Origin of the sequence: Vibrio sp. 10N.286.49.E11, assembly GCF_041469505.1 — a bacterium.
GTDB classification, from domain to species: Bacteria; Pseudomonadota; Gammaproteobacteria; order Enterobacterales; family Vibrionaceae; genus Vibrio; species Vibrio crassostreae_C.
The window spans coordinates 16,058-40,072 of record NZ_JBFRKQ010000055.1 but is presented as its reverse complement, the minus strand read 5'-3'; the positions used below and the strand labels follow the sequence as shown (position 1 = coordinate 40,072).

Annotated in this window: 27 protein-coding genes; 18 read left to right on the top strand and 9 right to left on the bottom strand. The window is 45.2% G+C overall.

Annotated elements, in window-relative coordinates; genetic code table 11:
- The first annotated feature begins 214 nt into the window (after window positions 1-214).
- From AB4167_RS12810 to AB4167_RS12790, 5 genes are all read left to right on the top strand, one after another.
- On the top strand, window positions 215-1,048 hold the full coding sequence (locus AB4167_RS12810; RefSeq protein WP_372136619.1) for an AraC family transcriptional regulator: 834 nt from the start codon (window positions 215-217) through the stop codon (window positions 1,046-1,048).
- A 104-nt stretch (window positions 1,049-1,152) separates the two neighbouring features.
- Window positions 1,153-1,881: an AzlC family ABC transporter permease gene (locus tag AB4167_RS12805; protein ID WP_102556266.1), complete on the top strand. Its 729-nt coding sequence runs from the start codon at window positions 1,153-1,155 to the stop codon at window positions 1,879-1,881.
- Window positions 1,882-1,883: 2 nt separating this feature from the next.
- Window positions 1,884-2,213, top strand: a complete 330-nt coding sequence (locus AB4167_RS12800; RefSeq protein ID WP_050634769.1) for an AzlD domain-containing protein — start codon at window positions 1,884-1,886, stop codon at window positions 2,211-2,213.
- Between the two features lie 56 nt (window positions 2,214-2,269).
- Window positions 2,270-2,575: an NIPSNAP family protein gene (locus tag AB4167_RS12795; RefSeq protein ID WP_017070270.1), complete on the top strand. Its 306-nt coding sequence runs from the start codon at window positions 2,270-2,272 to the stop codon at window positions 2,573-2,575.
- Between the two features lie 81 nt (window positions 2,576-2,656).
- Window positions 2,657-3,430 (top strand): viroplasmin family protein, encoded by a 774-nt coding sequence (locus AB4167_RS12790; RefSeq protein WP_372136618.1) that lies wholly within the window; start codon window positions 2,657-2,659, stop codon window positions 3,428-3,430.
- A gap of 194 nt (window positions 3,431-3,624) precedes the next feature.
- Here AB4167_RS12790 and AB4167_RS12785 read toward each other — a convergent pair whose 3' ends face one another.
- A complete protein-coding gene (locus tag AB4167_RS12785; RefSeq protein ID WP_372136617.1) occupies window positions 3,625-4,773 on the bottom strand; it encodes a glycosyltransferase family 4 protein in 1,149 nt (382 codons plus the stop codon).
- 316 nt (window positions 4,774-5,089) lie between these two features.
- On the opposite strand from AB4167_RS12785, the gene AB4167_RS12780 reads away from it, so the two are divergent.
- The 5 genes from AB4167_RS12780 (at window position 5,090) to AB4167_RS12760 (ending at window position 9,193) form a co-directional block, all read left to right on the top strand.
- A complete protein-coding gene (locus AB4167_RS12780; protein WP_017062218.1) occupies window positions 5,090-6,016 on the top strand; it encodes a glycosyltransferase in 927 nt (308 codons plus the stop codon).
- 16 nt (window positions 6,017-6,032) lie between these two features.
- On the top strand, window positions 6,033-7,469 hold the full coding sequence (locus AB4167_RS12775; RefSeq protein WP_017067059.1) for a lipopolysaccharide biosynthesis protein: 1,437 nt from the start codon (window positions 6,033-6,035) through the stop codon (window positions 7,467-7,469).
- A 75-nt stretch (window positions 7,470-7,544) separates the two neighbouring features.
- Window positions 7,545-7,862: a hypothetical protein gene (locus AB4167_RS12770; RefSeq protein WP_017070274.1), complete on the top strand. Its 318-nt coding sequence runs from the start codon at window positions 7,545-7,547 to the stop codon at window positions 7,860-7,862.
- Between the two features lie 130 nt (window positions 7,863-7,992).
- Window positions 7,993-8,607, top strand: coding sequence for a LysE family translocator (locus tag AB4167_RS12765; protein WP_102320553.1), 615 nt, complete (start codon window positions 7,993-7,995; stop codon window positions 8,605-8,607).
- 151 nt (window positions 8,608-8,758) lie between these two features.
- On the top strand, window positions 8,759-9,193 hold the full coding sequence (locus AB4167_RS12760; RefSeq protein ID WP_017062214.1) for an N-acetyltransferase: 435 nt from the start codon (window positions 8,759-8,761) through the stop codon (window positions 9,191-9,193).
- A 74-nt stretch (window positions 9,194-9,267) separates the two neighbouring features.
- Here the strand turns inward: AB4167_RS12760 and AB4167_RS12755 are convergent, their stop codons facing one another.
- From AB4167_RS12755 to AB4167_RS12740, 4 genes are all read right to left on the bottom strand, one after another.
- Window positions 9,268-9,735: a DUF3429 domain-containing protein gene (locus AB4167_RS12755; RefSeq protein WP_017062213.1), complete on the bottom strand. Its 468-nt coding sequence runs from the start codon at window positions 9,733-9,735 to the stop codon at window positions 9,268-9,270.
- The gene (locus AB4167_RS12750; protein ID WP_017062212.1) at window positions 9,732-10,277 is read right to left on the bottom strand and encodes a glutathione peroxidase; all 546 of its coding nucleotides are present in this window, start codon (window positions 10,275-10,277) and stop codon (window positions 9,732-9,734) included. Before AB4167_RS12750 ends, AB4167_RS12755 begins: the two co-directional genes overlap by 4 nt.
- A gap of 84 nt (window positions 10,278-10,361) precedes the next feature.
- Window positions 10,362-11,705, bottom strand: a complete 1,344-nt coding sequence (locus AB4167_RS12745) for an AarF/ABC1/UbiB kinase family protein (RefSeq protein ID WP_065584895.1) — start codon at window positions 11,703-11,705, stop codon at window positions 10,362-10,364.
- A gap of 323 nt (window positions 11,706-12,028) precedes the next feature.
- The gene (locus AB4167_RS12740; protein ID WP_017062190.1) at window positions 12,029-12,415 is read right to left on the bottom strand and encodes a thiol-disulfide oxidoreductase DCC family protein; all 387 of its coding nucleotides are present in this window, start codon (window positions 12,413-12,415) and stop codon (window positions 12,029-12,031) included.
- A 162-nt stretch (window positions 12,416-12,577) separates the two neighbouring features.
- Between AB4167_RS12740 and AB4167_RS12735 the strand changes: the two genes are divergently transcribed.
- The 6 genes from AB4167_RS12735 (at window position 12,578) to AB4167_RS12710 (ending at window position 17,466) form a co-directional block, all read left to right on the top strand.
- A complete protein-coding gene (locus tag AB4167_RS12735; RefSeq protein ID WP_017065247.1) occupies window positions 12,578-13,135 on the top strand; it encodes a DUF1439 domain-containing protein in 558 nt (185 codons plus the stop codon).
- Between the two features lie 224 nt (window positions 13,136-13,359).
- Window positions 13,360-14,922, top strand: a complete 1,563-nt coding sequence (locus AB4167_RS12730; protein ID WP_372136616.1) for a glutamate synthase-related protein — start codon at window positions 13,360-13,362, stop codon at window positions 14,920-14,922.
- Window positions 14,923-15,247: 325 nt separating this feature from the next.
- Complete coding sequence (locus tag AB4167_RS12725) at window positions 15,248-15,769, top strand: NADPH-dependent FMN reductase (RefSeq protein WP_017062187.1); 522 nt, start codon at window positions 15,248-15,250, stop codon at window positions 15,767-15,769.
- 164 nt (window positions 15,770-15,933) lie between these two features.
- Window positions 15,934-16,383: a redox-sensitive transcriptional activator SoxR gene (soxR, locus tag AB4167_RS12720; RefSeq protein WP_017062186.1), complete on the top strand. Its 450-nt coding sequence runs from the start codon at window positions 15,934-15,936 to the stop codon at window positions 16,381-16,383.
- 146 nt (window positions 16,384-16,529) lie between these two features.
- Window positions 16,530-16,910 (top strand): VOC family protein, encoded by a 381-nt coding sequence (locus AB4167_RS12715; protein WP_048609300.1) that lies wholly within the window; start codon window positions 16,530-16,532, stop codon window positions 16,908-16,910.
- 136 nt (window positions 16,911-17,046) lie between these two features.
- Complete coding sequence (locus AB4167_RS12710) at window positions 17,047-17,466, top strand: globin (RefSeq protein WP_372136615.1); 420 nt, start codon at window positions 17,047-17,049, stop codon at window positions 17,464-17,466.
- Window positions 17,467-17,561: 95 nt separating this feature from the next.
- On the opposite strand, the gene AB4167_RS12705 is transcribed toward AB4167_RS12710, so the two are convergent.
- On the bottom strand, window positions 17,562-18,332 hold the full coding sequence (locus AB4167_RS12705; protein ID WP_372136614.1) for a DUF481 domain-containing protein: 771 nt from the start codon (window positions 18,330-18,332) through the stop codon (window positions 17,562-17,564).
- 139 nt (window positions 18,333-18,471) lie between these two features.
- Between AB4167_RS12705 and AB4167_RS12700 the strand changes: the two genes are divergently transcribed.
- Window positions 18,472-18,861, top strand: coding sequence for a DUF4345 domain-containing protein (locus AB4167_RS12700; protein ID WP_372136622.1), 390 nt, complete (start codon window positions 18,472-18,474; stop codon window positions 18,859-18,861).
- 9 nt (window positions 18,862-18,870) lie between these two features.
- The gene (locus AB4167_RS12695; protein ID WP_372136613.1) at window positions 18,871-20,373 is read left to right on the top strand and encodes an arylsulfatase; all 1,503 of its coding nucleotides are present in this window, start codon (window positions 18,871-18,873) and stop codon (window positions 20,371-20,373) included.
- A gap of 56 nt (window positions 20,374-20,429) precedes the next feature.
- Here the strand turns inward: AB4167_RS12695 and AB4167_RS12690 are convergent, their stop codons facing one another.
- The 3 genes from AB4167_RS12690 to AB4167_RS12680 all read right to left on the bottom strand — a co-directional run bounded on the left by AB4167_RS12690 (window position 20,430) and on the right by AB4167_RS12680 (window position 24,015).
- Entirely contained in the window at window positions 20,430-21,467 is a 1,038-nt protein-coding gene (locus AB4167_RS12690; RefSeq protein WP_017065252.1) for a LacI family DNA-binding transcriptional regulator, read from the bottom strand.
- 197 nt (window positions 21,468-21,664) lie between these two features.
- Window positions 21,665-22,750, bottom strand: a complete 1,086-nt coding sequence (locus tag AB4167_RS12685) for a porin (RefSeq protein ID WP_017065839.1) — start codon at window positions 22,748-22,750, stop codon at window positions 21,665-21,667.
- A gap of 248 nt (window positions 22,751-22,998) precedes the next feature.
- Window positions 22,999-24,015 carry a nuclear transport factor 2 family protein gene (locus tag AB4167_RS12680; RefSeq protein ID WP_017065254.1) on the bottom strand — a complete coding sequence of 339 codons (1,017 nt, stop codon included), beginning with the start codon at window positions 24,013-24,015 and terminating at the stop codon, window positions 22,999-23,001.

Sequence of the window (24,015 nt, the reverse complement as noted above, 5' to 3'; positions counted from 1 at the left end):
GGATTATGAGCATGATTAAGTTACTGATTTGTCAATTCTTCGCCAAGTACCTAAACAGCATGACTTTACTCGCAATTAGAGCGCGTTATTGAGTTGTTTAATTCCTCGGTCAAAAGCGCATTAATCGCCAAATGCGCAATTTTGTACAAAAGCTGAAAGAGACTATAGGGTAGACTGATAAGTCGCTCGATAATCAACAGGCTTGGGAATTGTTATGGAGAACAAGAAAAGCTCTAAAGAAAAGGCCGAATATAAGATAACGGAAGAGCTCGGCGGCCTTGAAATTCTTAATGCTGAATATGAAAAGCAGAACTTCTCACGCCATAGCCATGAGGGCTACACGCTGGGAGTCATCGAGCAGGGCGCTCAGCGTTTCTATCGAACGGGCGGGCATCATATTGCGCCACAAGATGCGATTATTTTGGTCAATGCCGACGAAGTTCATAGCGGTCACTCCGCTACTGAAGGCGGTTGGGCGTATCGAGCAATGTATCCACTCCCAGAACAACTTGCCAAGATCACTCAAGAGCTTAACCTACCGAACTACGGCGCGCCTTATTTCCCAAGAGCGGTTGTTGAAGACCCTGAACTCGCTAATCAATTGAGATTAGTCTTTAACACGATCGATGAATCCGACAATCGCCTGTTAAGAGAGACCTTGATGTATGGGATGTTGGTTAAGCTGATTAGCCGACATGGAAAATCGCCGCTTAACCCTCAACTCGATGGTAAAACTCAGCGCCAGCTTGTCTTGGTGAAAGAGTTCTTAGATGATTTTCCACAAGCCGATGTGTCCCTAGAGGAGCTGTCTAAGTTAGCGGCATTGAGTCCGTTTCACTTAGTGCGTTCTTTTCAAAAAGAGTTTGGTCTTCCGCCACATGCGTATCAAATCCAATCTCGGTTAAGGCTTTCGCGTAAGTTATTGAAACAAGGACATACCATTTCAGACACCGCGCAAGAGTCTGGCTTTCACGACCAAAGCCATTTTCATCGACACTTCAAAAAGGCCAATGGCTACACGCCGGGGCAATACATTAAAATGCTCTAAATCGGACACCTTAATTGGTTCGCGAAATCGAGCAAGTTTGTACAATCGAACCGACTCCACTCTTCTTACATTGAATAGCGAATGTAAAGAGAGAAAAGAATGATATGGATAGTGAAACAATGGATAGACGAACACAGTTATGGAAAGGCGTTTTAGCGGGAATGCCTTTGAGTATTGCGGTAATCCCTTGGGGAATTCTAGCCGGTTCATATGCGATAGATGCCGGATTGAATCAACTTCAAGCGCAAGCGATGTCGGCTATTTTGTTTGCTGGCTCAGCGCAACTTGTCGCTGCGGGTATGTTCAAAGCGGGTATTGGTTTAGGCACTATGTTGTTGACCACACTGTTCATCACCTCAAGACACTTTCTGTATAGCGTATCGATGCGTGACAAAATTAGCCATCTTCCTGCGCGTTGGCGTCTATTACTCGGATTTTGGCTCACCGATGAGCTGTTCGCGATTTGTAGTGGGCAGTCTCAGAAAGAATTTAATCGCTGGTATGCTGCGGGTGTAGGCGGCGGTTTTTATCTCGTTTGGAATATTGCGAGCTTTGTTGGCATTGTCGCGGGAAGCCAAATTCCTTCACTCAATGAAATTGGGCTCGATTTCGCGGTCGCAGCAACCTTTATCGCCTTGGTGTTCCCATTAATCCGAACTCTACCCGTCGTAGTGTGTGTGGTGGTTTCATTGGTCACTTCGGTTGCCATGTCGGTTAACAATATTGAGGGCGGGCTAATGATTGCAGCGATTGCCGGTATGTTAGCGGGCTTTATCAGCGAATCGTTCCAAGAGCGAAACAACGGCAACAAGACAATTGTGGAGGGGAAATAGAGATGATTTGGTTAACGATATTCCTCATGACTGCGATTGTTTTTTTTAGTCGGTATCTGTTTCTAGAGCCAGCAATCCCGCTTCGATTAAATCAAACCACGCGTCGCCTGTTACGCTATTCAAGTCCCGCTGTGCTTACCGCAATTTGGGGGCCGATTGTATTTGCACCAGAGCAGACATTTTGGCCAAGCCTTGAAAACCCATACTTGATAGGCGCGCTGGTCACAGGTCTGTTGATTTGGAAAACAGGCAATGTGCTACTTACTATCGGCGTCAGCATGGCGGTGTTTTTGTTCTATAACCTTGTCGCGGTTGATTACCTTTTCTCGTGAGCTTCAACATCAACTTAGGCTTTGTGTTTCTCCTATTATTTAAGGGCTGTATAAATATGATTACTTGTTATGTTCGATATGTGATTGATCCTAAAAAGGTAAATGAGTTTGAGGCATACGCAAAAATGTGGATTCCTCTGGTCGCTAAATTCGGGGGCCAACACAATGGTTATTTCTTACCGTCGGAAGGGGCGAACAATATTGCCTTGGCGCTGTTTACCTTTGAAAGTTTGGCTGCCTATGAAGAGTATCGGATTAAATCGTTGAACGATGCTGAGTGCATTAAAGCGTTTGAATTTGCAGACGAAGTTGATTGCATCGTGAGTTATGAACGCAGCTTTTTTAGACCTGTTTTAGAGTGATAGACCTTGCAACGTATAGCGTGGTGGCATCTAATGTACTGATTCACTGTTTGTGTATTTAGGTTCTGGTAAGGAGTTAGTTTGGCTAAGAAATATTATGTGGTTTGGAAAGGTCGTACACCGGGTATTTTTACCACGTGGAATGAGTGTAAATCCCAAGTCGATGGCTTTGCTGGTGCGAGATATAAATCGTTTCCAACACTAGGCGAGGCTGAGTCTGCTTTTGGTGGTAAAACGTCGTCTGCGTCAGGTTCTACAGCGACAAAGCCAAGCTCTGCGGGTAAGGCGACGAAAGCTAAGGTGCCGCCTCTTTCGGAGCAGCAAATCACTGATATGCCTTTTGATATCAAGATCTTTACCGATGGTGCTTGTGAACCAAACCCTGGTGAAGCGGGGACGGGTTTAGCGGTATACCAAAACAACCAATTAACCGAATTGTGGTATGGCTTGTATCAACCTGTTGGTACCAATAATACCGCTGAGTTGCATGGCCTTAAACAGGCGTTTTTGCTCGCAAAAGAGAAGCTAAACGCGGGTCTGTCTGTAGCGATCTATTGTGACTCTAAGTACTCGATAGATTGTATTACTAAGTGGGCAACGGGTTGGGAGAAAAAGGGCTGGACTAAGTCGGGCGGCGAGATCAAAAACCTCGATATTATTAAGCCTGCGTATGCGCTCTACCAAGAACTGGCTTCAAAAATTACCATCTACCATGTGAACGGTCACGTTGGTATTGAAGGTAACGAACTGGCCGATAGAATGTCGATTGTGGCTATTTCATCGAAAGAGCAACAACTCGCTCAATATCGTGACATCGAAGATATTGAGTCTATTTTGGCACTGCGAGCAGGCTAGTTAGGCTTCTTAATGAAAAGCTACTGAAAGTCACTGAAAGCATAAGTCGCCATCATTAGGCAGTGCTAGACGAGCGTTACATTTCAAATCAATGTAGCGCTCTTTTGTTTTTGTGGTGCTCCGTTTTTTTATGGTGCATAGTCGTTCTTGTGAGACGCAGCAGCCCTTGCGATGCTTACTGCCTGAGTTCATCCTTATTGAGCAGGGTTCTCTATCCAACGAGATAATTGCTGAGCTTGTTTGATCGAATTAAAACTGTCTTTCACTCTCTCACGTGCCTTTAAACTCATCGATGTTTTATCGTTACTGCTCAGCTGCGCGAAACGCTCAATCGCTTCTCTTAATTCTTCCACGTTTTTTTCGCTAACCACAAAACCTGTCTCTGGTGAGACGATCTCTTTGCATCCCATGATGTTGGTGGTAATGACTGGCGTTCCCACAGCCATCGCTTCTTTTAAAACCAGAGGCCCTGTATCCACACATCCGGTTTCGGAAAAACAGAAGGGCGCGATTAGGCTGTCATAATTCGATAGTTTCTCTTTCACCCATTCATGAGGCTTAGCGCCAAGAAAGGTCACGTTTCGAGTGAGCCCATTTTCTTTGACCTGCAATTTTAATTGTTGCTCTAAATCGCCAGTACCGACGATATCGAGATGAATGTCGAGAGGTTCGGCAATCGGCGCCAATGCATCAATAAGATGGTGGATACCTTTTTGCTCCACTAATCGGCCAAGGAAAACAAAGCGAAGTTGCTTCGTTTCGATTTTTGGGTTGAGTTGGAATTGTTTGGCATTAACTCCGCAATGCAAGAGTTTAATGTTTCCTTTCGCCATGGTGTTGAAGTCAGCAAGCATGTCTTTACACACTGCAACCACAAAATCACTCGATGAAATTTTATGTTCAATGTCATAAGCGAACTCATAAACATCATGACCATGAGCAACGAACGAGCAGGTGATATTCAGCAGTTTTGCCGCGACGATGGCGTGTGCTGTAGTGTGCTGACAAAAATGCGCATGAACGTGTTCGACGTCGCTTTCCGCAAGTTGTAGCGCTAATTTAAAACCATAAGCGAACAGTGACTTTTTGGGCATACTGGTTTGCTTAGAAATAAATGAGACAGCCTTGATGAACCCTATCCAGTTAATGCTGGCGACTTTACCCATCCGAACATTTTTACCTATTTCGACAATGTCGTAGTCGAACTGTTTTTCGCTGTTTTCAATTTTGAACGTCATTACACAAACATCGTGCCCACACGCTTTCACAGAGTCGACTTCTGTTTGAATGAAGGTCTCACTGAGTACTGGGTAGGTTGGCGCCACAAATGCTACTTTCTTCATTCCTTACTCCTCAAATCCATATGACTAAAGCTATCAAGCCAAGGTAATAACCAATAAAGCAAGATACGAACCAAGATCGAATCGTAGCTTTGGAGGGCTTTCTGATTGCTTTTCGAAGGTTACCCCTTAAGAGGTGGCTCGTTTTCTCAAATTGATAATCAAATTGGAGTTGCAGTTTTTTTGAACATCTGTGTTTGGTCGTCATTTTGAGAATGGACGCGTAGGTGACTGATATAGAGGTGATTTTGTAGTAAGACACTCTCGGCATAGAACATGCAACGTCAGCCATATAACGTATAAATCTGAGGGCGTCATTATGGCTAAAGTAAGTGTTGTTATTCCTACCTACAATTGTTTGGATTACCTGCCGAAAGCGATTGGTAGTGTACTAAAGCAGACTCATCAAGATGTTGAGCTGATTGTCATTGACGATAACAGTAACGATGGAACGTCGACGTATCTTGCTTCTATAGACGATGAACGCATTATTACGTTGTCCACATTGGGTGTTGGTGCGCCTCAAGCGAGAAACCTAGGGATTGAAAAGGCGACCGGTGAATACATCGCTTTTTTAGACGCAGACGATTTCTGGTTTCCTGAAAAAATTGAGCGCCAACTCGAATTTCATCAACGTTACCCTGATCTCGCGATGAGCTTTACTAACTACGAGCATCTTACTGAAGATTACCAAGTAATAGTCGACTGCTTTAGTTACTGGTCGCAGTTTCAAGATCAAGATGAGCTGTTCATCAATATCGAGAACCCGTTGGAGTTCATCATAGAAAATAACGTGATTGGAACATCAACGGTCATGGTGAAAGCGGATGTGTTTTCTCAAACAGACAGTTTCAATGCTGACATCAAGTATGGGGAAGATTGGGAACTGTGGCTTCGAATGAGTGAAAACCATCAGATCGGTGTGTTGAACTCGGTGCAGGTTGGCTACTTGATGAGAGCGAGCTCTGTTACCCAAACTGAAAGTCTTAAATTGAGAAATTTGCAGTCTATAGAGACTATTCTTCAACATTACCAAAATGACAGTCAACGATGGAATCTACCCACTTCTAGCTTCAAAATCGCAAAGGCGAGAATACTGGAAGGTTATGCTGACTATTATCGAGGTTTACAACAGAATAGACAGGCTATTGCCTACAGTTTCCGTTCTTTGGTCATGTCACCTCAAAAACGCACATTGCGACACCTAATTGGAGACTGTAAAAGTTTCCTAAAGCCAGCTTGGTAAGGAAAAGGTGACGACTATGGGTTCTTTAAAGCAGTCGGCTTACTACGCCATCGGTATATTAATGATGAAAGGGATTTCATTGGTGATGATCCCGTACATTACGCACAATATGACGTTGGCAGAGTATGGTTCCTTAGAAGCCATTGTCTTGCTGGCAGACATTGGGACGATATTGTTCAGCTTCGGTATTGTCGATGCCATGTATCGTTATGTGGGTGTCGCCGAAGGTGATGAAAAGCAAAAGCTCGTCTCGAACTGCTTCACATTGAGCGTGCTGGTGTGCGTGCTTGGGGGCGCCTTGATTGCCCTCAGTATGCCGTTGTTAATCTTAATGTTGCCAGTTGAATTCCAGCCTTACCAGATACTGCTTCTGCTTATTCCTACCATGCTCGATGGGGCGATTTCTATCCCGCTAACGCTGATGCGTATGAACGCGATGGCGAAACGTTTTTGCATGCTCAATGTGTTGAAAGCCGGTGTTCAAGCCATCATGACTTTTGTTTTGCTTGAGGCTGGATACGGTATAGATGGCGTGTTGATTTCAGCTGCGGTATCCAGTGTGTTGCTAATGGTTTGTTTAGTGCGTTATCAATGGCAAGAGATGGGATCTTTTGGTTGCTTCAAATACTCGGCGAAGATCTTAAAATTCGGACTGCCCGTTCTGGTTGGCGGTGCATCAATGTATATGATCATGGGGCTCGACCGCTGGGTAATGGCAAGCTTCGTCGGTGTCGAAGAACTCGCGATTTATGCGGTTAGCGGAAAGTTCGCGTTGATTCTTGGTCTGTTGTTGCAGCCTTACGCACTTTGGTGGTTTCCAAACCGTGTGGCGATGCTTCAACAGCCGGGTGGCAGTAAGATGTGTGCCGATAGGGCGTTAGTCGGAGTGAACCTCGCCATTGTTTTAGGTTCGTTGATGATTCTAACGGTACCCGGATTTATTTCTCTCATTTTACCGAGCAGTTATCATTACGCGGGGGCCATTGTTGTTGCGCTGCTTGCGATTAGCGTTATCAAAAATGCAGGTGATTATCTTAACCTTGGTTGTTTCAGTGGCGATTCGAGTCAATCTCAAATGTGGATTCAAGGTGGATGTGCGGTCTTGGCGGCCATTGGTTATTTCACAGTGACGCCTATTTATGGCGTGTGGGGTGTTGTCGCGGTTCTTTGTGCAACTTATGTTGTGCGGCTCATGCTTCTGTATGTTGTAAGCCAAGCGATGGAACAATTACCTTATGAACACAGCAAGTGGGTAACCGCAGTTAGCATCGCATTAGTAGCGATAGCGAGTGATCAACTTCTGGGATTGGTGTTGGTTGATGTCCATGACTTTATTCTTGGATCGGCTGTTGGTGTAATCGCGCTGGTGGCCTTTGTTAAATACTCAGTGATCGTTGTCCCGCAAGCTCTGCTCGACAAGTTGATGCTGGGTAAGCAGTCTCACGCAAATTAAAATAAAACACTGTTCATAATGTGTGAGATTCGATAGTATTTATAAATTCAATGAATGCCATCAATGGAAAGATACATGAACAAGTGGATTGTGCTCTCAGCTCTATTCTCAACCTTATCGTACGCTTCGTCTGAATTGTCTAACCACGACGTACTCACTCAGCACTTTGACGTTCCTGAAGCTATCTCCTTAGAAAATCAAAACAGGGTATGTAATAGCCTTGTTTGTAGTTCGGTGTCTGCGCCAAAATCTGTTCCTGCTGTTGGCGACTTCCCAGAGCGAGAATCAAACCCAACGATAGATACAATTGCGAGCGCTATCTATTTCGTCGGTGAGATTGGTGTCGCCGAAAATCTAGCGACACCCGAGTACGAACAGTTTTTTGAGAACTGATTGAAAATTTACTGTATAGATTTGGTGCTTATTTTTTATGCAGTTACAAAAGATATGAAATGCTGTTATAAACGATAAGACCTTGTTTAAGGATTTTATAATCACGGCATTTGGCAATTAGGAAGCACCAATGGAAATCTGGAAGTTACTGCTGTTTATCCCCGCTTGTTTTGCGCTCAACATGACTCCGGGCCCAAACAATTTGTTATCAATGAACAACGCCCGTTGTTACGGATTTCAGGCCGCCTTTGTCGCAGGCCTAGGAAGAATCCTCGCTTTTTCTGGCATGATTGCTTTGGCTGCATCTGGCTTAGCGGTTGTGCTTTATACTTCTGAAACGCTGTTTTTCCTGATCAAACTATTTGGCGCGATGTATCTGTTGTGGATCGCGTTCAACCTATGGCGCTCACACGCCAGTCCGGTCGTGGATATCGAACGAAATAAGAATTGGTTTGGTCTGTTTAAACAAGAATTTGCACTCGCTGCTGGCAATCCAAAAGCGATACTCATTTTCACTGCATTCCTTCCTCAATTTGTCGATGTTTCAGCGAACGTAAATACTCAATTCTTTGTTTTAGGTAGCACCTTTCTAGTGTTAGAAATGCTCGCGATATCGATCTACGCGGCATTTGGCTTATACCTCAGAAACTGGTTCTCTAAGCCACAAATGGCAAAACGTTTCAACAAAGCGTGCTCGGTTTTTCTTGCGTTATCTGGCGCAAATTTGTTGGTTATTCGACAGTAAAACATAAGTAACCTAATCTACTCCTCAGGCGTTAGTTAAGTGGCATCTTCGTTAAGGTAGTTCGTAAGCCTTTAGGCTGTTGATATATTATTAATAGCACCTTTGAGTTTGCATGTTTAAACTTGAGGTTCGGTTTAAATGAGGTCTATCTATGAATGTTGTTTGTGCGGAAAAACAAGAACTGGCTGATATCTACCAGCTTGAACATGCTTTGTTTGGCGCTCACGCCTATCCGCTGTTTTTCTTTCGTCAGGCCTTTGATTGCTGGGGAAAAGGTTTATTGGTTGCTAAGCAAGACTCAAAGATTGCTGGCTATGCCTTAACGACAACCACAGACAAGCAGAATGAGTTTTGGGTCCTATCATTGGCTGTAGACCAGAATTATCGTGGCATGGGAGTTGGCCGGAAACTGATGCAACAGGCGGTTGAGCAGTTGCCTCGAGATGCTAGGCTTTTGCTCACTGTAGACCCAAATAACACATCGGCTCGTGCGCTTTACGCATCGATGGGGTTCGTTACCATCAAGCAAGAAGACAACTACTTTGGTGATGATGAGCCGAGGTTAGTGATGAAGCTCATCATCTAGATTGTTGCTAACGGTTTTTAACAAAGGCGCTTAACTAAATCAAAGGCTCACACTTCAAAGACAATCTCGTAGCTCTAGGTTAGCATCACGATACCGTGCATTAACACGACACTAGAGGTCAGCCGAGTCCTCATATCAAAGTAGCCATCAGGACCTTGGCTCTGGTTCTCTTCTCTCATCGTCCTTTCAGCTCGCCAAACCGCAATATAACCAAAGATGAGAATCAGAGTTGTCACTAGCTCTTTTTGTTCGCCAAGCAATACTGCCAGCCAAGCGATGAGCACAATCGCGTTGCTTATTAGCAGTGCTTTGTTACTTGATTGGCTTTCAAAGTTTTCGATGCCATTTGCCCACAAGATCCCTGAAAGAAAACTCAAAATTGCCACGCTGTAGGTGATGAACAGCGTTTCACCGCTTATCCCCATAAATTGGCTGTCGGTGAGCGAAAGGAGAAGACCGAATAAAAACGGAATTAACCCCATGTACCCCAGTTTGGCCATGGTGTTACGGGTTTGAGTTGTTGCCATGTAATCCGCCTTCATAACTGCTGCTCAATCGCGTTTTTGAGCGTGGCACTCACTGGAGATGTGGAGCTAGGGAAGGTGGCGACGACTTTACCTTCTTTACTGATCAAGAATTTGTAAAAGTTCCATTTAGGCGTTACGCCCGCTTGCTGTTGTATCTCTGTAAACACGGGGTTGGCGTTGCTACCAGACAGTGAAGCTCGCGCCATCATTGGGAAGGTCACGCCATAGTCTAGGTAACAAACCTTTGCCGTCTTCTCTTCGCTTCCCTTGTCTTGGCGAAAATCATTACTTGGGAAACCGATAACCGTGAAGCCTTGGTCTTTGTAGGTTTGATGAAGTTGCTCGAGTTGCTCAAACTGCGGAGTGAAGCCACATTGGCTCGCTGTATTTACCACCAATAGAGTTTTGCCTTGAAACTCATCGCACAAGGCGATTTCTTCGGTTGAGTTTAACAAGCGCTGTTTGCCATTAAGTATTTCGGGACAGCTCGCTGCAAAGGCGATGGAACTCGTGAGGCTTGTAATCAGTGCGGTTGAGCAAAGTAGTGAACATTTCATAGGGTTGGCTCATTTTAGTTGGCGTAATGGTTATTACTCTTGAGCACGATGAAATGATCACTTTGCGTATTATTTACTGTCTCATTAACTCGCGCTTTTAGTTGTGCTTTTGCTCTCTGAGATAAGATATGGAGCGACCAAGCGACTGATATTCACTTTTGCACCAAGGCGAGCCGCTAATAGATACATGCCACCAATTTTTCGGTGCAGGAACAGCGCATCGGCGGGCGGCGTATGCCAATACTCTTGTTCCATGCTCAAAATGGTGCCTGCTTCACGAAGCCTTTGTGCCAATCCACTGGCTTTGAAGTCGTACTCTTCGTCAACTAACATCGGCTCACAGGCCATCTTCACTAGATTTAGAATCGCTTGGCGTTGTTCGGGAAGAATTGTCTCGCTAAAGAATCCTATTTGCTCTAAAGCTCGGTTGAGCACTTGCTCATCGTTGTTAATGACAGAGGAAAAGGCCAAGCGATAACCCTCGCTGAAGCGGTCACTGTACTCACGGGTTGCTCCGAAATCTAATAAGCCAATTTGTCGGGTGTTTTCAACATAAAGGTAGTTGGCGAAATTGGGATCGGTTTGCACCATCTTAAAATCGAACAACTCTCTGAACAGAAGCTCCAGTAAGCTGTGCATTACAAAGTCACGTGTGCTTTGGTCGTAACTTTCGATTTGCTCTATTGAGACGCCCTCAATGAAGTCCATGGCGAGCACCGATTCTGAAGAGACTTGCGGATGAATCTTAGGTACGACGAAGTGAGAGTATTCTTTCAATGCATCATGGTAACGAGTTGCGTAATCAGCTTCGCGAGCATAGTCTGCTTCATCGTGGAGCTGTTTCTTTGCCTCTTCTAACAAGCCTTTGTAGTCGACCGACTTTGGTATCAAGCCAACAATATTGAGCAGCGTGCCCACGTTATCTACATCACTGTCGATACTTTTTCTAATGCCGGGGTATTGGACTTTGACTGCGAGTTTGTCCCCAGCATCACTATAGGCTTGGTGAACTTGTCCGATAGATGCACTGGCGATCGGTTTAAAATTGAAGGACAGGAATTCGGTTTTCCAATGGTTCCCGAGCGAGCTTTCTAACACTTGATTGAGCTGTTTTGTTGGCAGTGGATCGGCATCGGAGCGCAGGCGAGAGAGAATGTCGGCTAACTCTGGTTCTAAGACATCACCCGCATCCATTGATAGCATCTGTCCTAACTTCATAGCCGCACCGCGCAGGTGTGCGAGTTGATCGGTCAGGCGAGCAATGTTTTGTGGAGTTAACAGTAAGTCTTTTGCTTTGGGCCTGTTGCCTTGTGCAATTTGTTTGGTGCCTTCCGTTAGCACGTTACCCGCGACTCTTGTCGCCAACGAAGCGAACTTACTGAATCTAGAAATTCGATGTGTGGGAAGGTTTCTCTCTTTTGCCGACATAAAGGTTCTCTCTGGGAATCAGGGTTGATACCAATCGTAGTAAATAACTGTTTACCCTAGCTTGTTAAAAATCTAGATAACGTCGTTAGATTTTATGATTTTAGAATGACTACTTACGGTGATTGGTATGACTGCAAAGTTCTATTAATCATTACACACCTTATGTCTTGTTGTGATAACTTGTCGCCTAAATCAGTAACTCGATTGAAAAGGACAAAGCATGAAGTTTATTTGGTTGAAAGTCGCTCTTACCGTACTAGTATTTGCTGCACTGTTTGGCATCGTTTACTACAAAGTCGCCAGTGGTATGTCTTAACTCAATACTATTTCGTACAGCTGTTTCCGTTGCAACGTGATTTTCCGGTTAGCCAGAATGAGATTTTATATCGATTCTTGGCGAACCTCAGGTAGCACCAATCTGCCATTGGCTTAAAAATCGCCCAACGTAACGGGGCATACAGCCAACCCTTTCCTACTAGCTTCCACGCTTGGTAAGTCACGTCTAAACCGAGCAGCAGCTTTCCGTTTTCGTCCAGTGCATGCAAGATTGTATTGGCTGCCTCGGCATCTATTTGCGGGTAGTTTGAAAACGCTTCACTGTAGATATCGACGGTCTGGATCTGATCTTTGGAATCAGACTTAGTCAGTGCTGCCATCTCTTTTGCACAAAGTGGACAGGTTCCATCGTAAAATATCGTTAATGCAGTCATTGTTTTCCTTACTATTTTCGTCAATTCTCATTGATACGACATCACCATTTAGGTGGATCATTCTGCCCAGTTATCCGACACTGTTATTGTGACAACCAATTTACAGTATCATCTCGAGGTAACATCCGTTCCATGCATTTAAAAAATAAGAGCCTATCTCCAATGACAACAAAGTTAATGAACCGTTTGATTATAGCTGTGACAGCCCTGATGCTCAGTGGTTGTGTTAGCTACAGCATTACCGAGCAAGAAATGACGAAGTACCTTGAAGACTCAGTGATGCTAGAACAAGAGGTTGGTGTACAAAGTGTGATGTACGCACAAGTGGCTGTGGATGATCTAGAAGTGCAAATTGGTCGAGCCGATGCACAACGCGTGTCCGTGTTGGCGAATACCAATGCAAAAGTTCAAGTGTTCAATATGCCTAATATGGGGTTGGATTTAGACTTAGAGTTCAGCGCGATTCCCGAATACGACAAGGAGAGTGGCGAGGTGTATCTAAAGTCGCTGCGACTAGAGCGCTTTGAAGAAAAAGGCAAACAGCTTTCGCCTGAAATAGAGACACTACTCAAACCAGCTGTATCGATGATAGGTTTTGCTTTGTCCCAGTCTCCGGTTTACAAACTCGACAGCAACAAGGTTCAAGAGTCGTTGATTAAGTCATCGGAACCCAATCTAGTGATTAAAGACAATAAATTGGTTATCGAATTGTTTGATTAACCCTCAGTGCATTAGTTTTGACTAAGCTCTCACCCATAATGGCTGCCTACTAGGTAGCCATTTTTGTTTGAGCTCAGTCGGTCATGACTGTTTTTAGTCGGTTTACTCACCTTGTCTATCAGTCTCATTTATTGAATTAGCCGCGTATCTCACCTTTACTTTATTCTTGCGAGCAAGTCATCGCTTCAGTCATCAAATCATAAAAAAGAAAAGGTGAACGAACTATGAAGAGTCCAGTAATCGCGGATAACAAACCCGTCAAAATCGAGCTGACAGAGGGAGAAGAGTATTACTTCTGTACCTGCGGGAAATCGAAAAGCCAACCGTTTTGTGACGGTTCTCATGCTGGTACGGGGTTCAAACCGAAAAGCTTTGTCGCCGAAGAGAGCGGAGACGCCTACCTTTGTCGCTGTAAGTATTCCAACAACCTTCCTTTCTGCGATGGCACTCATAAACAGTTCACAGCGGAACAAGTTGGGCAAGAAGGCCCGGAGGTTCACATTCAAGCGGCTGCGCCAGATTTGTCGCCAGCTGCGAGCGCAACCAAAGAAGAACCTACCGTCGAGTTTATTCATCAACTGGCGCGTGATGGTTTATCCAAGGTTGGACATCATGGGCCAATGACCTCCATGGGCGTTCCAAGACATCTATTGCCTCACTGGGACGATATTCAAGTGATGGTCGCGCAAATGGCCACCAAGCCTTTGCTGGAGAATGTGCCCGTTGGAACTGAACTGATTATTGGCCCCAAAGCGAAGAAGCCACTCAAATTGGACATCTCTTTGTTTGTGTCTGATATGAGTTTTGGCTCGCTATCTGAAGAAGCAAAAGTCTCATTGGCGAAAGGTGCCGAACTCGCAGGGACGGGTATCTGCTCCGGTGAGGGCGGTATGTTACCCGAAGAGCAAGCGGCGAACTCTCGCTACTTTTATGAATTAGCCAGTGCTCAGTTTGGTTACGATGAAGCTAAGCTCAAAAACGTTCAAGCCTTCCACTTTAAAGGCGGGCAGGGTGCCAAAACCGGAACGGGCGGGCACTTACCGGGCGCGAAGAACATAGGCAAGATCGCGGAGGTGCGTGGCATTGAAGCGGGCACGGCAGCGATTTCTCCACCCACCTTTGTCGACCTTAACACGGTCGAGGATTTTAAAAAGTTCGCCGACCGTGTTCGAGAGGTGACAGGCGGTATCCCGATTGGCTTTAAGTTAAGTGCCAATCACATCGAAGAAGACATTCAGTTCGCGCTTGATGCCAGTGCCGATTACATCATCTTAGATGGGCGTGGTGGCGGTACAGGGGCGGCGCCAGAAATGTTCCGTGACCATATCAGCGTTCCCACTATTCCAGCACTCGCTCGCGCTAGAGCGTATCTCGATAAACAAGGGGTCAGTGACAGAGTCACATTGATCATCACGGGCGGCTTGCGCGTGCCGATGGATTTCGTAAAAGCGATGGCGCTTGGTGCTGATGGTGTCGCTATCTCAAACAGTGCCATGCAGTCGATAGGTTGTGTGGCGGCGAGAATGTGTAACACCAATAATTGCCCTGCTGGTATTGCAACTCAAAAAGCCGATTTACGTCAGCGTTTGAATGTCGAGAAAGCATCGAACCAGCTTAAGAACTTCTTTGAAGCCTCGACAGAATTAATGCAAGTGATGGCGAGGGCATGTGGGCATGATCATTTGAATCAATTTAACCCTCATGATTTGGCAACATGGAATCGCGAAATGGCCGAGCTATCCGGTGTCGCTTACTCTGGTGTCTGTCCATTAAATCACTTTAAGTAAATAATACTTCGATAAAGCACACTCAATGTATTTTGGGTGTGCTGACTTTTTCCTGTGTAATGCCAACCTATGTTAAACCTTTCATAATCAACTGCTTTATAAGTGTTTTTAAACTATTTCCTATATTTTGAAAATATCGCTTTACCTCAAGTTAACTTGAGGTTTTATCATCATCCCCAATCTAAAAACACAATCTATCACCTTGTCGCCTAGTGCAGGTTTTGATGTTATCAAACAGACGTTACGAATCTTCAGTTATGAATTTTGAGCTCCGTAATTGAAGTCATGAGTGCAAAAAGGTGAGAAAAATGAACAAGGATCAACAATGAAAGTATTAGCGATTGGCGCGACCAACAGTACAACATCAATTAATCAACAACTTGCAGCGTACACCGCAGGTTTAGTCGAAGGCGCGCAAGTCGAGGTGCTCGACCTTAATGATTTCGAGATGCCAATTTACAGCGAGAAAAGAGAGCAAGATTCAGGTGTTCATCAACACGCTCAACGCTTTTTTAGCAAGATTGGCGAAGCAGATGCTGTGGTCATCTCTTTTGCAGAGTATAACGGCTCATACACCGCAGCCTTTAAGAATGTGTTTGATTGGACATCACGAATCGACATGAAAGTGTACCAAGGCAAACCTGTTGTGATGCTCTCCACATCACCAGGCCCAGGCGGCGCAAACTCTGTGTTGTCGTCTGCGGTAAATTCGGCACCTTACTTTGATGCAGATGTGAAGGGGTCGATGTCGGTGCCAAGTTTCTACGACAACTTTAATGTAGAAACGGGTGAGATCATCAATGCCGAAATGGCCGAGAGCCTGAAATCGATCATGAGTCAGATTTAGAGAGCGAGAACACCACAATAAAACAAAGCAGCCATGTTCACGATTGCTTTTCATTGCGCCCGTTGTCAAAGTTTAAGGACATTAATTGGTTAAGGTAACAATAGGTCGCTACTCTAAAGTTAAAGTAAGCTTTAAATATTTATGATCTCAAGGATAGTGTCGTAATGAGAAACATCGTATACCTCACCATAGGCCAGTTGGCTGAGCGCAGTGGCGTGGCTCCTTCGGCGTTACGTTTTTACGAAACCAAGGGGTTGATTGCTTCGATTCGTACTAACGGAAATCAGCGCCGTTATCAGTCGGCGATGTTGAGACGAATTGCGTTGATCCAAGTCGCGCAGTCGATAGGCTTCACGCTGGAAGAGATCACCGAAGAATTATCGACACTGCCGATGAACCATACCGCGACTAAGCGAGACTGGGAGCGGGTTGCTAAGAAGTGGCAGGGTCAACTCGACAGCAAAATGGCGCAGATTAAATCGCTACAAGAGAACTTAACCGGCTGTATCGGTTGCGGATGCTTGAGTATGCAAAAGTGCAACTTGCTAAATCCTGATGATATCTTGCATGACCAAGGGCAGGGCGCACAACGAATTGTTGAACAGACTAACTGAGTTCCCGAAAGGCATGGAGCAACGAACTAAGTTTCAGGTGTTTGCTCAATGGGTTAAGCAACAGTTGTGACCGAATAGCGTGCCTAGACAAACACGAATTATAGGTCTAGTTTAGGTTGTTCTTTCAATAGAAGAAGAGGTTAGTTATGTTCAGCCATGTTTTTCTCGGTACCGAAGATATTGAACGCGCGAAGGCTTTTTATGACCCAATCATGAAAGTGCTTGGTTATAGCGAAGGCTCTGTTGATCCTAAAGGGCGCTGTGTTTACGTTAGTCAAACAGGTGTGTTGGGCTTAACGAAGCCGATTGATGGTCAGCCTGCGACTCACGGCAACGGCATGACGGTGGGTTTTCTTGCGTCTTCTCCTGAAGTTGTAGATGAGTGGCATCGAGTTGGCGTCGAAAATGGCGGTACCAGCATTGAAAATGGCCCCGGAGCGAGAGGTTCTGACGAGCGTCGCTTGTACATGGCTTATTTGCGAGATCCTGATGGAAACAAGATTTGTGCAACGCACTTTATGCCGTAGTTTACGTTATGCCATCGTTCATTTTATGCCACAGTGGCGTATACTTAGATCATATTGATGGTTCGGAGTTGGCTAAGTTGCGGCTCTGGACTTGTTAGCTTCCCGATAACTCAAAATTTTGCAAAGGACTGGCTAGATGAAACCGAACGAACTGTTTTATGAAAGTTTTGAGCGCTGCCGGATTGACCAAGAATTTCTCGAAACGTTTTTGGCTGATTTTTGCGAGCATAACCCAAGGTTTTCAGAACGTTTTGAAAATATAGGGTTAGAGCAACAAACCAAGATGCTTAAAGCCTCGATCATTCTTATCTATAACTCTGCGGGTCTGCCGAGCGTACGAAACTCGGTAAAAAAGCTTGGGAAGCGACATAAAGATTTAGGAATGGATATCTCTGAGCAAGAACTCAACGAGTGGTTCAATTCGTTACTCAATACAGTTAAAAAATATGACCCTCACTACGATGAAAGCGTCGAACAAGCTTGGACAGAAACTCTCGAAGCAGGCTTAACTATCATGAAGAAAGAGTGTGTTGTGCCAGGTTCTGTGAATCAATAGTTAAGTCACCAGCAGCTTTTCTTGAAAGGTAGATTTCGTTTGAGAGGTAAGCCATGAATCAGGCTTACCTCAATTCTCAATTTTTTGACTCATCATTAAAAATGAGCAGCCCAACCAATCAGGAATCCTTGCGATGCGGTATCGTATTCAAAGGTTCCTTTGTTTTCGTAATCAACCCAGGTCGATTTATAGGCAATATTTAAGTCAGACCAACTGTTTATCTGGTATCGTACGCCAGTTAATAGGGAAGAGGTAAAGTCGGTGTCGCTACCAAGCCCTGCATCCATGGTTGCGTGAAACTTCCAATCCTTATTGATCTGCGTAATCCATCTCACACCTACTTGGTAGTCAACCCATTCTTCATCAAGTGATCGGTCGACACTTAACCTACCACCTGAACCGTAAAGCTTGGTATCAATGTCGTTATCCCACCAACGAAGCCCAAACAGATAATCAATCGTGCCAAAATCGTATTGGTAGCGCTTAAAACCCTTCACATCTAAAACACCTTGTCGGATATCAAGATTGCCTTTCAATACCTCTAGGTTGCTACCTAAAACTGAGTTCGTTTTTCCGCTTAACTTCATGAAGCTGTAGTCAATGTAATAGCCCCACTGATTGCCATAGATACCCTCTAAACGCACCATTGCGGTCATATCAAGATGATCCATGATGAATGCAGGATCCACATCGACATCAGCAGACAAATCACCAATGGTACTGTCTCCGCGGATATTGAGTGCGAGCGCGTAAATTTCGAAGCTATGTTGCCACTTTTTTGTATCCGCTTGTTCGTTTGCTTCCTGAGCATTTACGGTTGAACTGGCAGCCAATGCTGATGCGAGTAGGTAGCGCCATTTAGCCATATTGATATCCCTATATTCGATGTGAAACTGCGCCTTAATGAATGATTGGATCTTTGATTCACCTTGCTTATATGCAACTTGTATATCTCTGATTGTAGACTATGTTTTTTTTAAAGAGCCAAATTTTGAGAGTAAGGGTATGAAGCCACAAAGTATTTTCTTGTTAGTTGCTGTTTTAGGTTTAACACCGATTGCACTGTCTTATGGTTATGCACCAGTTGTCTCTCTTGATTACCTTTTTGGGATCGATGCTAGCCCCATCAATGTGACTCATATCTTTCGTGCAGTGATGGGGCTTTATTTGGCTCTGGCGTTGTTTTGGGTGTTTGGCGCACTGTTCAAAAAGTATCGACTGCCAGCGCTCTATAGTTTGGTGGTTTTCATGTTGGGTTTAGCTGCCGGACGAGTCATCAGTTTGGTGGTGGATGGCATGCCGCATTGGCTACTTTTTGTCTATCTGATCTTGGAACTGGGCTTTGGCTTAGTCGGTTTAAAAATGATTCATAACGAGCAATCTGAAACAGCATAAGGACATTCTATGAAAAGGATTTTCCATCTTCTTATTCTGAGTGCGTTGAGTAGCTTTTCGCTATCAGCATGGTCAGCTCAAGAGCAGCCAAATATCTTTGTTATCTTCACTGATGATGTGGGGATCTCAAACTTAAGTGCCTATCACAATGGCGTGATGAGCAGTGAAACACCAAATATCGACAGCATTGCCGAGAAGGGCATGTTACTCACCGATTACTACGCTCAACCTTCGTGTACCGCGGGTCGTTCAGCCTTCTTAACTGGGCAGTTACCAGTACGAACAGGCATGCACTCCGTTGGCTTACCTGGTGGGCCTGTGGGTTTGAGTGCGGATACCCCAACGCTTCCAGAAATGCTCAAGAGCATGGGCTATGTGACGGGGCAATTTGGTAAAAACCACTTAGGTGACCGAGACGAATTTTTACCAACTATGCATGGTTTTGATGAGTATTGGGGCTGGTTGTATCACCTGAATGCAATGGAATACACCGAGGACCCTGATTGGCCAAAAGATGGCTCGTTAGATGCCTTCGCACCTCGTAACGTGATTTACGCGAAATCGGACGGCAAGGGCGGTCAAACCATTGAAGACGATGGTGCATTGTCGATAGAACGTATGCGTACTCTCGATGACGAAGTCAATAAACACGCGATCAACTTCATCGAAAGGGCGGTTGAAGCGGATAAACCGTTCTTCACTTGGTACTGTCCATCACGTGGTCACGTTTGGACGCACCTTTCTGAAGAATATGAAGCCATGCTTGGCCAGAACGGGTGGGGACTGCAAGAAGTGGTCATGAAAGATCTCGATGATCATGTTGGTGAGATGCTTACCAAAATGGAAGAGCTCGGCATTGCAGATAACACCATCATTATTTTCACGGCTGATAATGGCCCTGAAGTCATGACATGGCCAGATGGCGGCATGACTCCATTCCATGGTGAAAAAGGCACAACATGGGAAGGTGGTGTTCGTGCTCCTGCATTGGTGAGTTGGCCGGGCAAAATCCCAGCTGGCAGTGTCGGCAATGGCATCTTTGATGGTATGGATTGGTTGCCAACTTTGATTGCAGCGGCTGGTGGTCCAAAAGACCTGAAAGAGAAAATGCTGAAAGGTCACGATGGCTTTAAAGCGCATCTCGATGGTTACAACCAAGTCGATATGTTGACGGAAAAAGGCGAGTCGAATCGTAAAGAGATTTACTACTACGAGCGAGATAAGCTACAAGCCGTTCGAGTAGGAGATTGGAAGGCACACTTCGTGGTTCAGAATCACGGTTGGAGTGGCCCGAAAGAAGAACTTAACGCACCACTATTGTTCAACCTGCGTCGTGATCCTTACGAGCGAGCAGCTGAAGAGTCTGGAATGTACTTGAAATGGATGGGACAGAAAATGTGGGCATTTGGCCCGGCACAAGCGGCTGTCCAACAACATCTAGCAACCTTCCAAGAGTGGCCTCCAGTGACGCCTGACTCTCCGGCAGAGAAGACCGGTGGTGTAGGTAACTAGTTAAATATCATAAAAAATCCCGCTCACACTGAGCGGGATTTTTGTTTGAAAGCGTCTTAACGTTGGTTCTGTTTTAGCGTCGTGTTTCGTTCAATGAACTTCACTGGCACCATCAGCTTAACCAAGCTTGTGTCTTGCTCTTGAATCTGGCTAACGACAATTTTCACTGATTCACGTGCAAGGCGTCTGAAATCTTGCTTGAAGGTAGTGAGTTGGTAATTCAACCATTGAGTCTGTGGGATATCGTCAAAACCAATCACTTGAAGATCTTCTGGAATACGCAGGTTAAATTCTAAGCGCGCCACATCCATTACTGCCATCGCGAGGTTATCTGTCGCACAGAAAATCGCTTGAGGATGTGTGGGTTCTGAAAACAGAGTCCGAATGGTATCTAGAGCATCAAGGTAGTCATAGTCAGCTTCAATAACACGAGCTTGCTTGCCTGTTAGATCTTCGAATTCTGAGCAAAAGCCCGATTCACGCTCGCCGTTGGTGTAGGTTGGCACGTTACCTGTCAGGTAAACCGCTGACTTTGTTCCTACGCTATGTAAATGTTGAGCGGCGACTTGGCCTGCGGCGTAGTTGTCACTTATTACATGGCTACTCTTAGTCCCCTCAACTACACGAGCATACTGAACAATGGGGATGTTGAACTCTTCACACTCTTCATAAAGCGACTTATTAAAGGTCGCCGAAGCAGCAATTACGCCATCAACTCGGTATTGGAAGATATTAGGAATCGAGTGGTTGTCGTTTCCATCCACTTGCCAAGGAATCAATACCGCAGAGTAACCCTGCTTTTGTAGCTCAGTAGAGATAAGCTGCAGAGTTTTCATGTGGATAGGGTAGTCGGCATCTGGGAAAACTAAGCCAATCAATTTGGACTCATTTGTCGTCAGACTGCGGGCAAAGGCATTGGGACGATAGTTCAACGATTTTGCTGCATCGAACACTTTTTGCTTGGTCTTTTCAGACACTGAACTGCCCGGGACAAATACACGAGATACAGTTGATTGAGAAACGCCAGCAAGTTTAGCGACATCTTTAGAGGTGACGGTTGGCTTTGACGCCGTGGAGTGTTTTGGAGAGCTCATAGACCATACTTTTGAACCAAATTGATTGTGCATAGAGTAACATAATTAGGTACGTACTCAAAAATACAATATGCCATGATTGGATGAAAAATAAGGGTTAATAGAGAGTGTTGAATATTATTCTGGGTATGACCCAAAAAAGCTCTGCGTAAGAGCAGAGCTTTGTTTAAAGAATTTATGAATCGACTAACTGGGCGTTAGAAGTAGTAACGAATACCTGCAGCGAATTGGTCATCTCTGTTTTCGAATTTATTGCCAACGAGCTGATCTTTACCTAGGTCGAATTGGTATTCAGTCCAAACTAGGAATTTGTTCTTCTGGAAGTGGTATTCAACACCAGGGATAAGCAGGTTACGCTCATAGCCATCTGTTTGGTCATCACGATCTTCCATGTAGTTGTAGTTCAACGTAGGGCGTAGGCCATTGTCGAAGTGGTAGTACGTGTAGATTTCACCACCTAGGGTATCGAACATTACATCCGTACCGCCTTGGCTTACAGCTTCCCAGTTTTCGCCAACATGGAAAGTGGCACCTGCGTAGAAGCCGCCGTTGCTGTAGTTCGCACCCAATAGCATGATGCGCATGTTGTCGCCATTTTCTACGCCAACCACACCTGAGTCTAGGTCTGCAATTTCATTTTGGTGGTAAGCTGCACCTAGTGTTACGCCATCAACCGGTTTGTAAGTGATTGACGCACCCATTCCGTTTTTCAATGAAGCTGTCGCATTACTCGCTAGTGCCACTTCTTCACGTGTCGTTTGGTAAGTGAAGCCGTAGCTTACTTGGTCGTTGATTGAGTTACGGTAAGTAATGGAGTTTTCTGCTCGACCTGTACCAGATGCAATACCCCAGTCAGAAAGGTTGTAAACACCTGAGCCGCGAGTACCGAAGACACGACCTAAGTCGGTGTACCATGCGACGTCATAAAAAGTAGACCACTGCTTAGTACCTGCTGCGATCTTGCCGTATTTGTCGTGCTCTACGCCTGCGTATAGAAGTCGGTCGTAAATATTGTCGCCGTTAGCACCTGAGTTGTAACCCCATTCAGCATGGCCAAAGCCAGTCCAGCCGTTATCGAGTCCCATTTGACCTTTAAGGCCGAAACGAGAGCTACCGCTGTTCCACTCACCGTTGTGGTCGCCGCCCTTATCTTGGTAACGAACGTCGAAACGACCGTCTAAAGTAAGGCTATCGCCCGCGTCATTGGTAAAAGTGTGTGCAGCAAAAGCAGAACCTGAGGTAAGTGCTGTCAGGATCACTGCTGAAAGAATCGACTTTTTCATTGTAATTCTCTTTATTCAGGCCGTAGAAAGCCACCGTGCTTTCAAGCCCGTTATATTGGTAATGGTTTGGCAGGGTGTACCCCATCCATGAGGCACTAGTAGATTCAGTTATTAGTGGAGCAATAATGAATTGGTTGGAGCACTTACTAGGAGCGAGAAGGGTCCCCCAGTAAGCGTGGCAACCTAAATCAGATGTCTATTTAGGTTGCCACTATTTCGTTTCAATCTTTTGGATTAAAGCGTATCGATTACAGCGTTGGGTTCATGATGCTTGAAGTGCGTTCGAACACATCTAGACCTTGCTGTTGTAGCCAGTAAGGAAGGTCGATAAGAACCCAGTTCTCAGACAGTTTGTCACCGTCACGGTAGTAAACGTCAACTACTTGCATGTTTGCACGTACTTCACCGCCAGTCATACCTAGGAAGCCACCTGTTGGTGTGTTTGATAGGTTTGGCCAACCGAAGAAACAAGAGAAGTTACCTTCAGCGAAACGACAAACGTGGCCGTTGAACTTCTTGTCTTTCAGGTTGTTACGGAAAGGAAGTTGGTGCTGTTGTTGGTAGCGAGGAATTGTGTAAGACGCGCCGATACCACATGGGCCGTACCAAATCATGTCTTTTGACCAGCTCTTCGCTAGTACTTCTGGTGGGCAACCCATCGCGCCGCTGTCGTTAAGAGCAGACAGGTCATCAACCATTTTGTTTACTAGAGCAAGTGTCGCAACACCTTCTTCTGGAGCCGCGTCTTCGAATAGCAGACCGTCGTGGTTACGTGGGCCAGGGTATACGAAGTGCTTACCAGTTGATGGTGGAAGTGGGTAGCAACCCGCTTGATCCATCATGCCTAGTAGGTCTAGAAACAGGCCTGTCTTAGTGATTTTGCCATCAACAACACAGTTAAATTCTGCGTAGCGAACGTTCATGATCTTGCCAGTTGGGCGCATACCTAGGTATTCAGCGTCGAATAGACCCATGAAGTGACCCATGCTCATTACCCAAATCTCATCTGGGTTAACTTCGTTGTTACCACCGATGAAGATGTCTTGACGACGCTGCATGCGAGTCATTGACTTCATCATTGGTGCCCAGAATACGTCAGCTGCTGCTTGTGCGCCTTCTTGCTCACGGAATGGGTAAACACCGCGCCACAAGTAATCTTCAGAAGTGTGTGCTTTTAAAACTTCAGCAACGTTCTCGTGAGTTGCGTTTTCCATTGCATCGAAGTATTCACGAACAATGCGTTTCGCTTCTTGATATTTAGACAT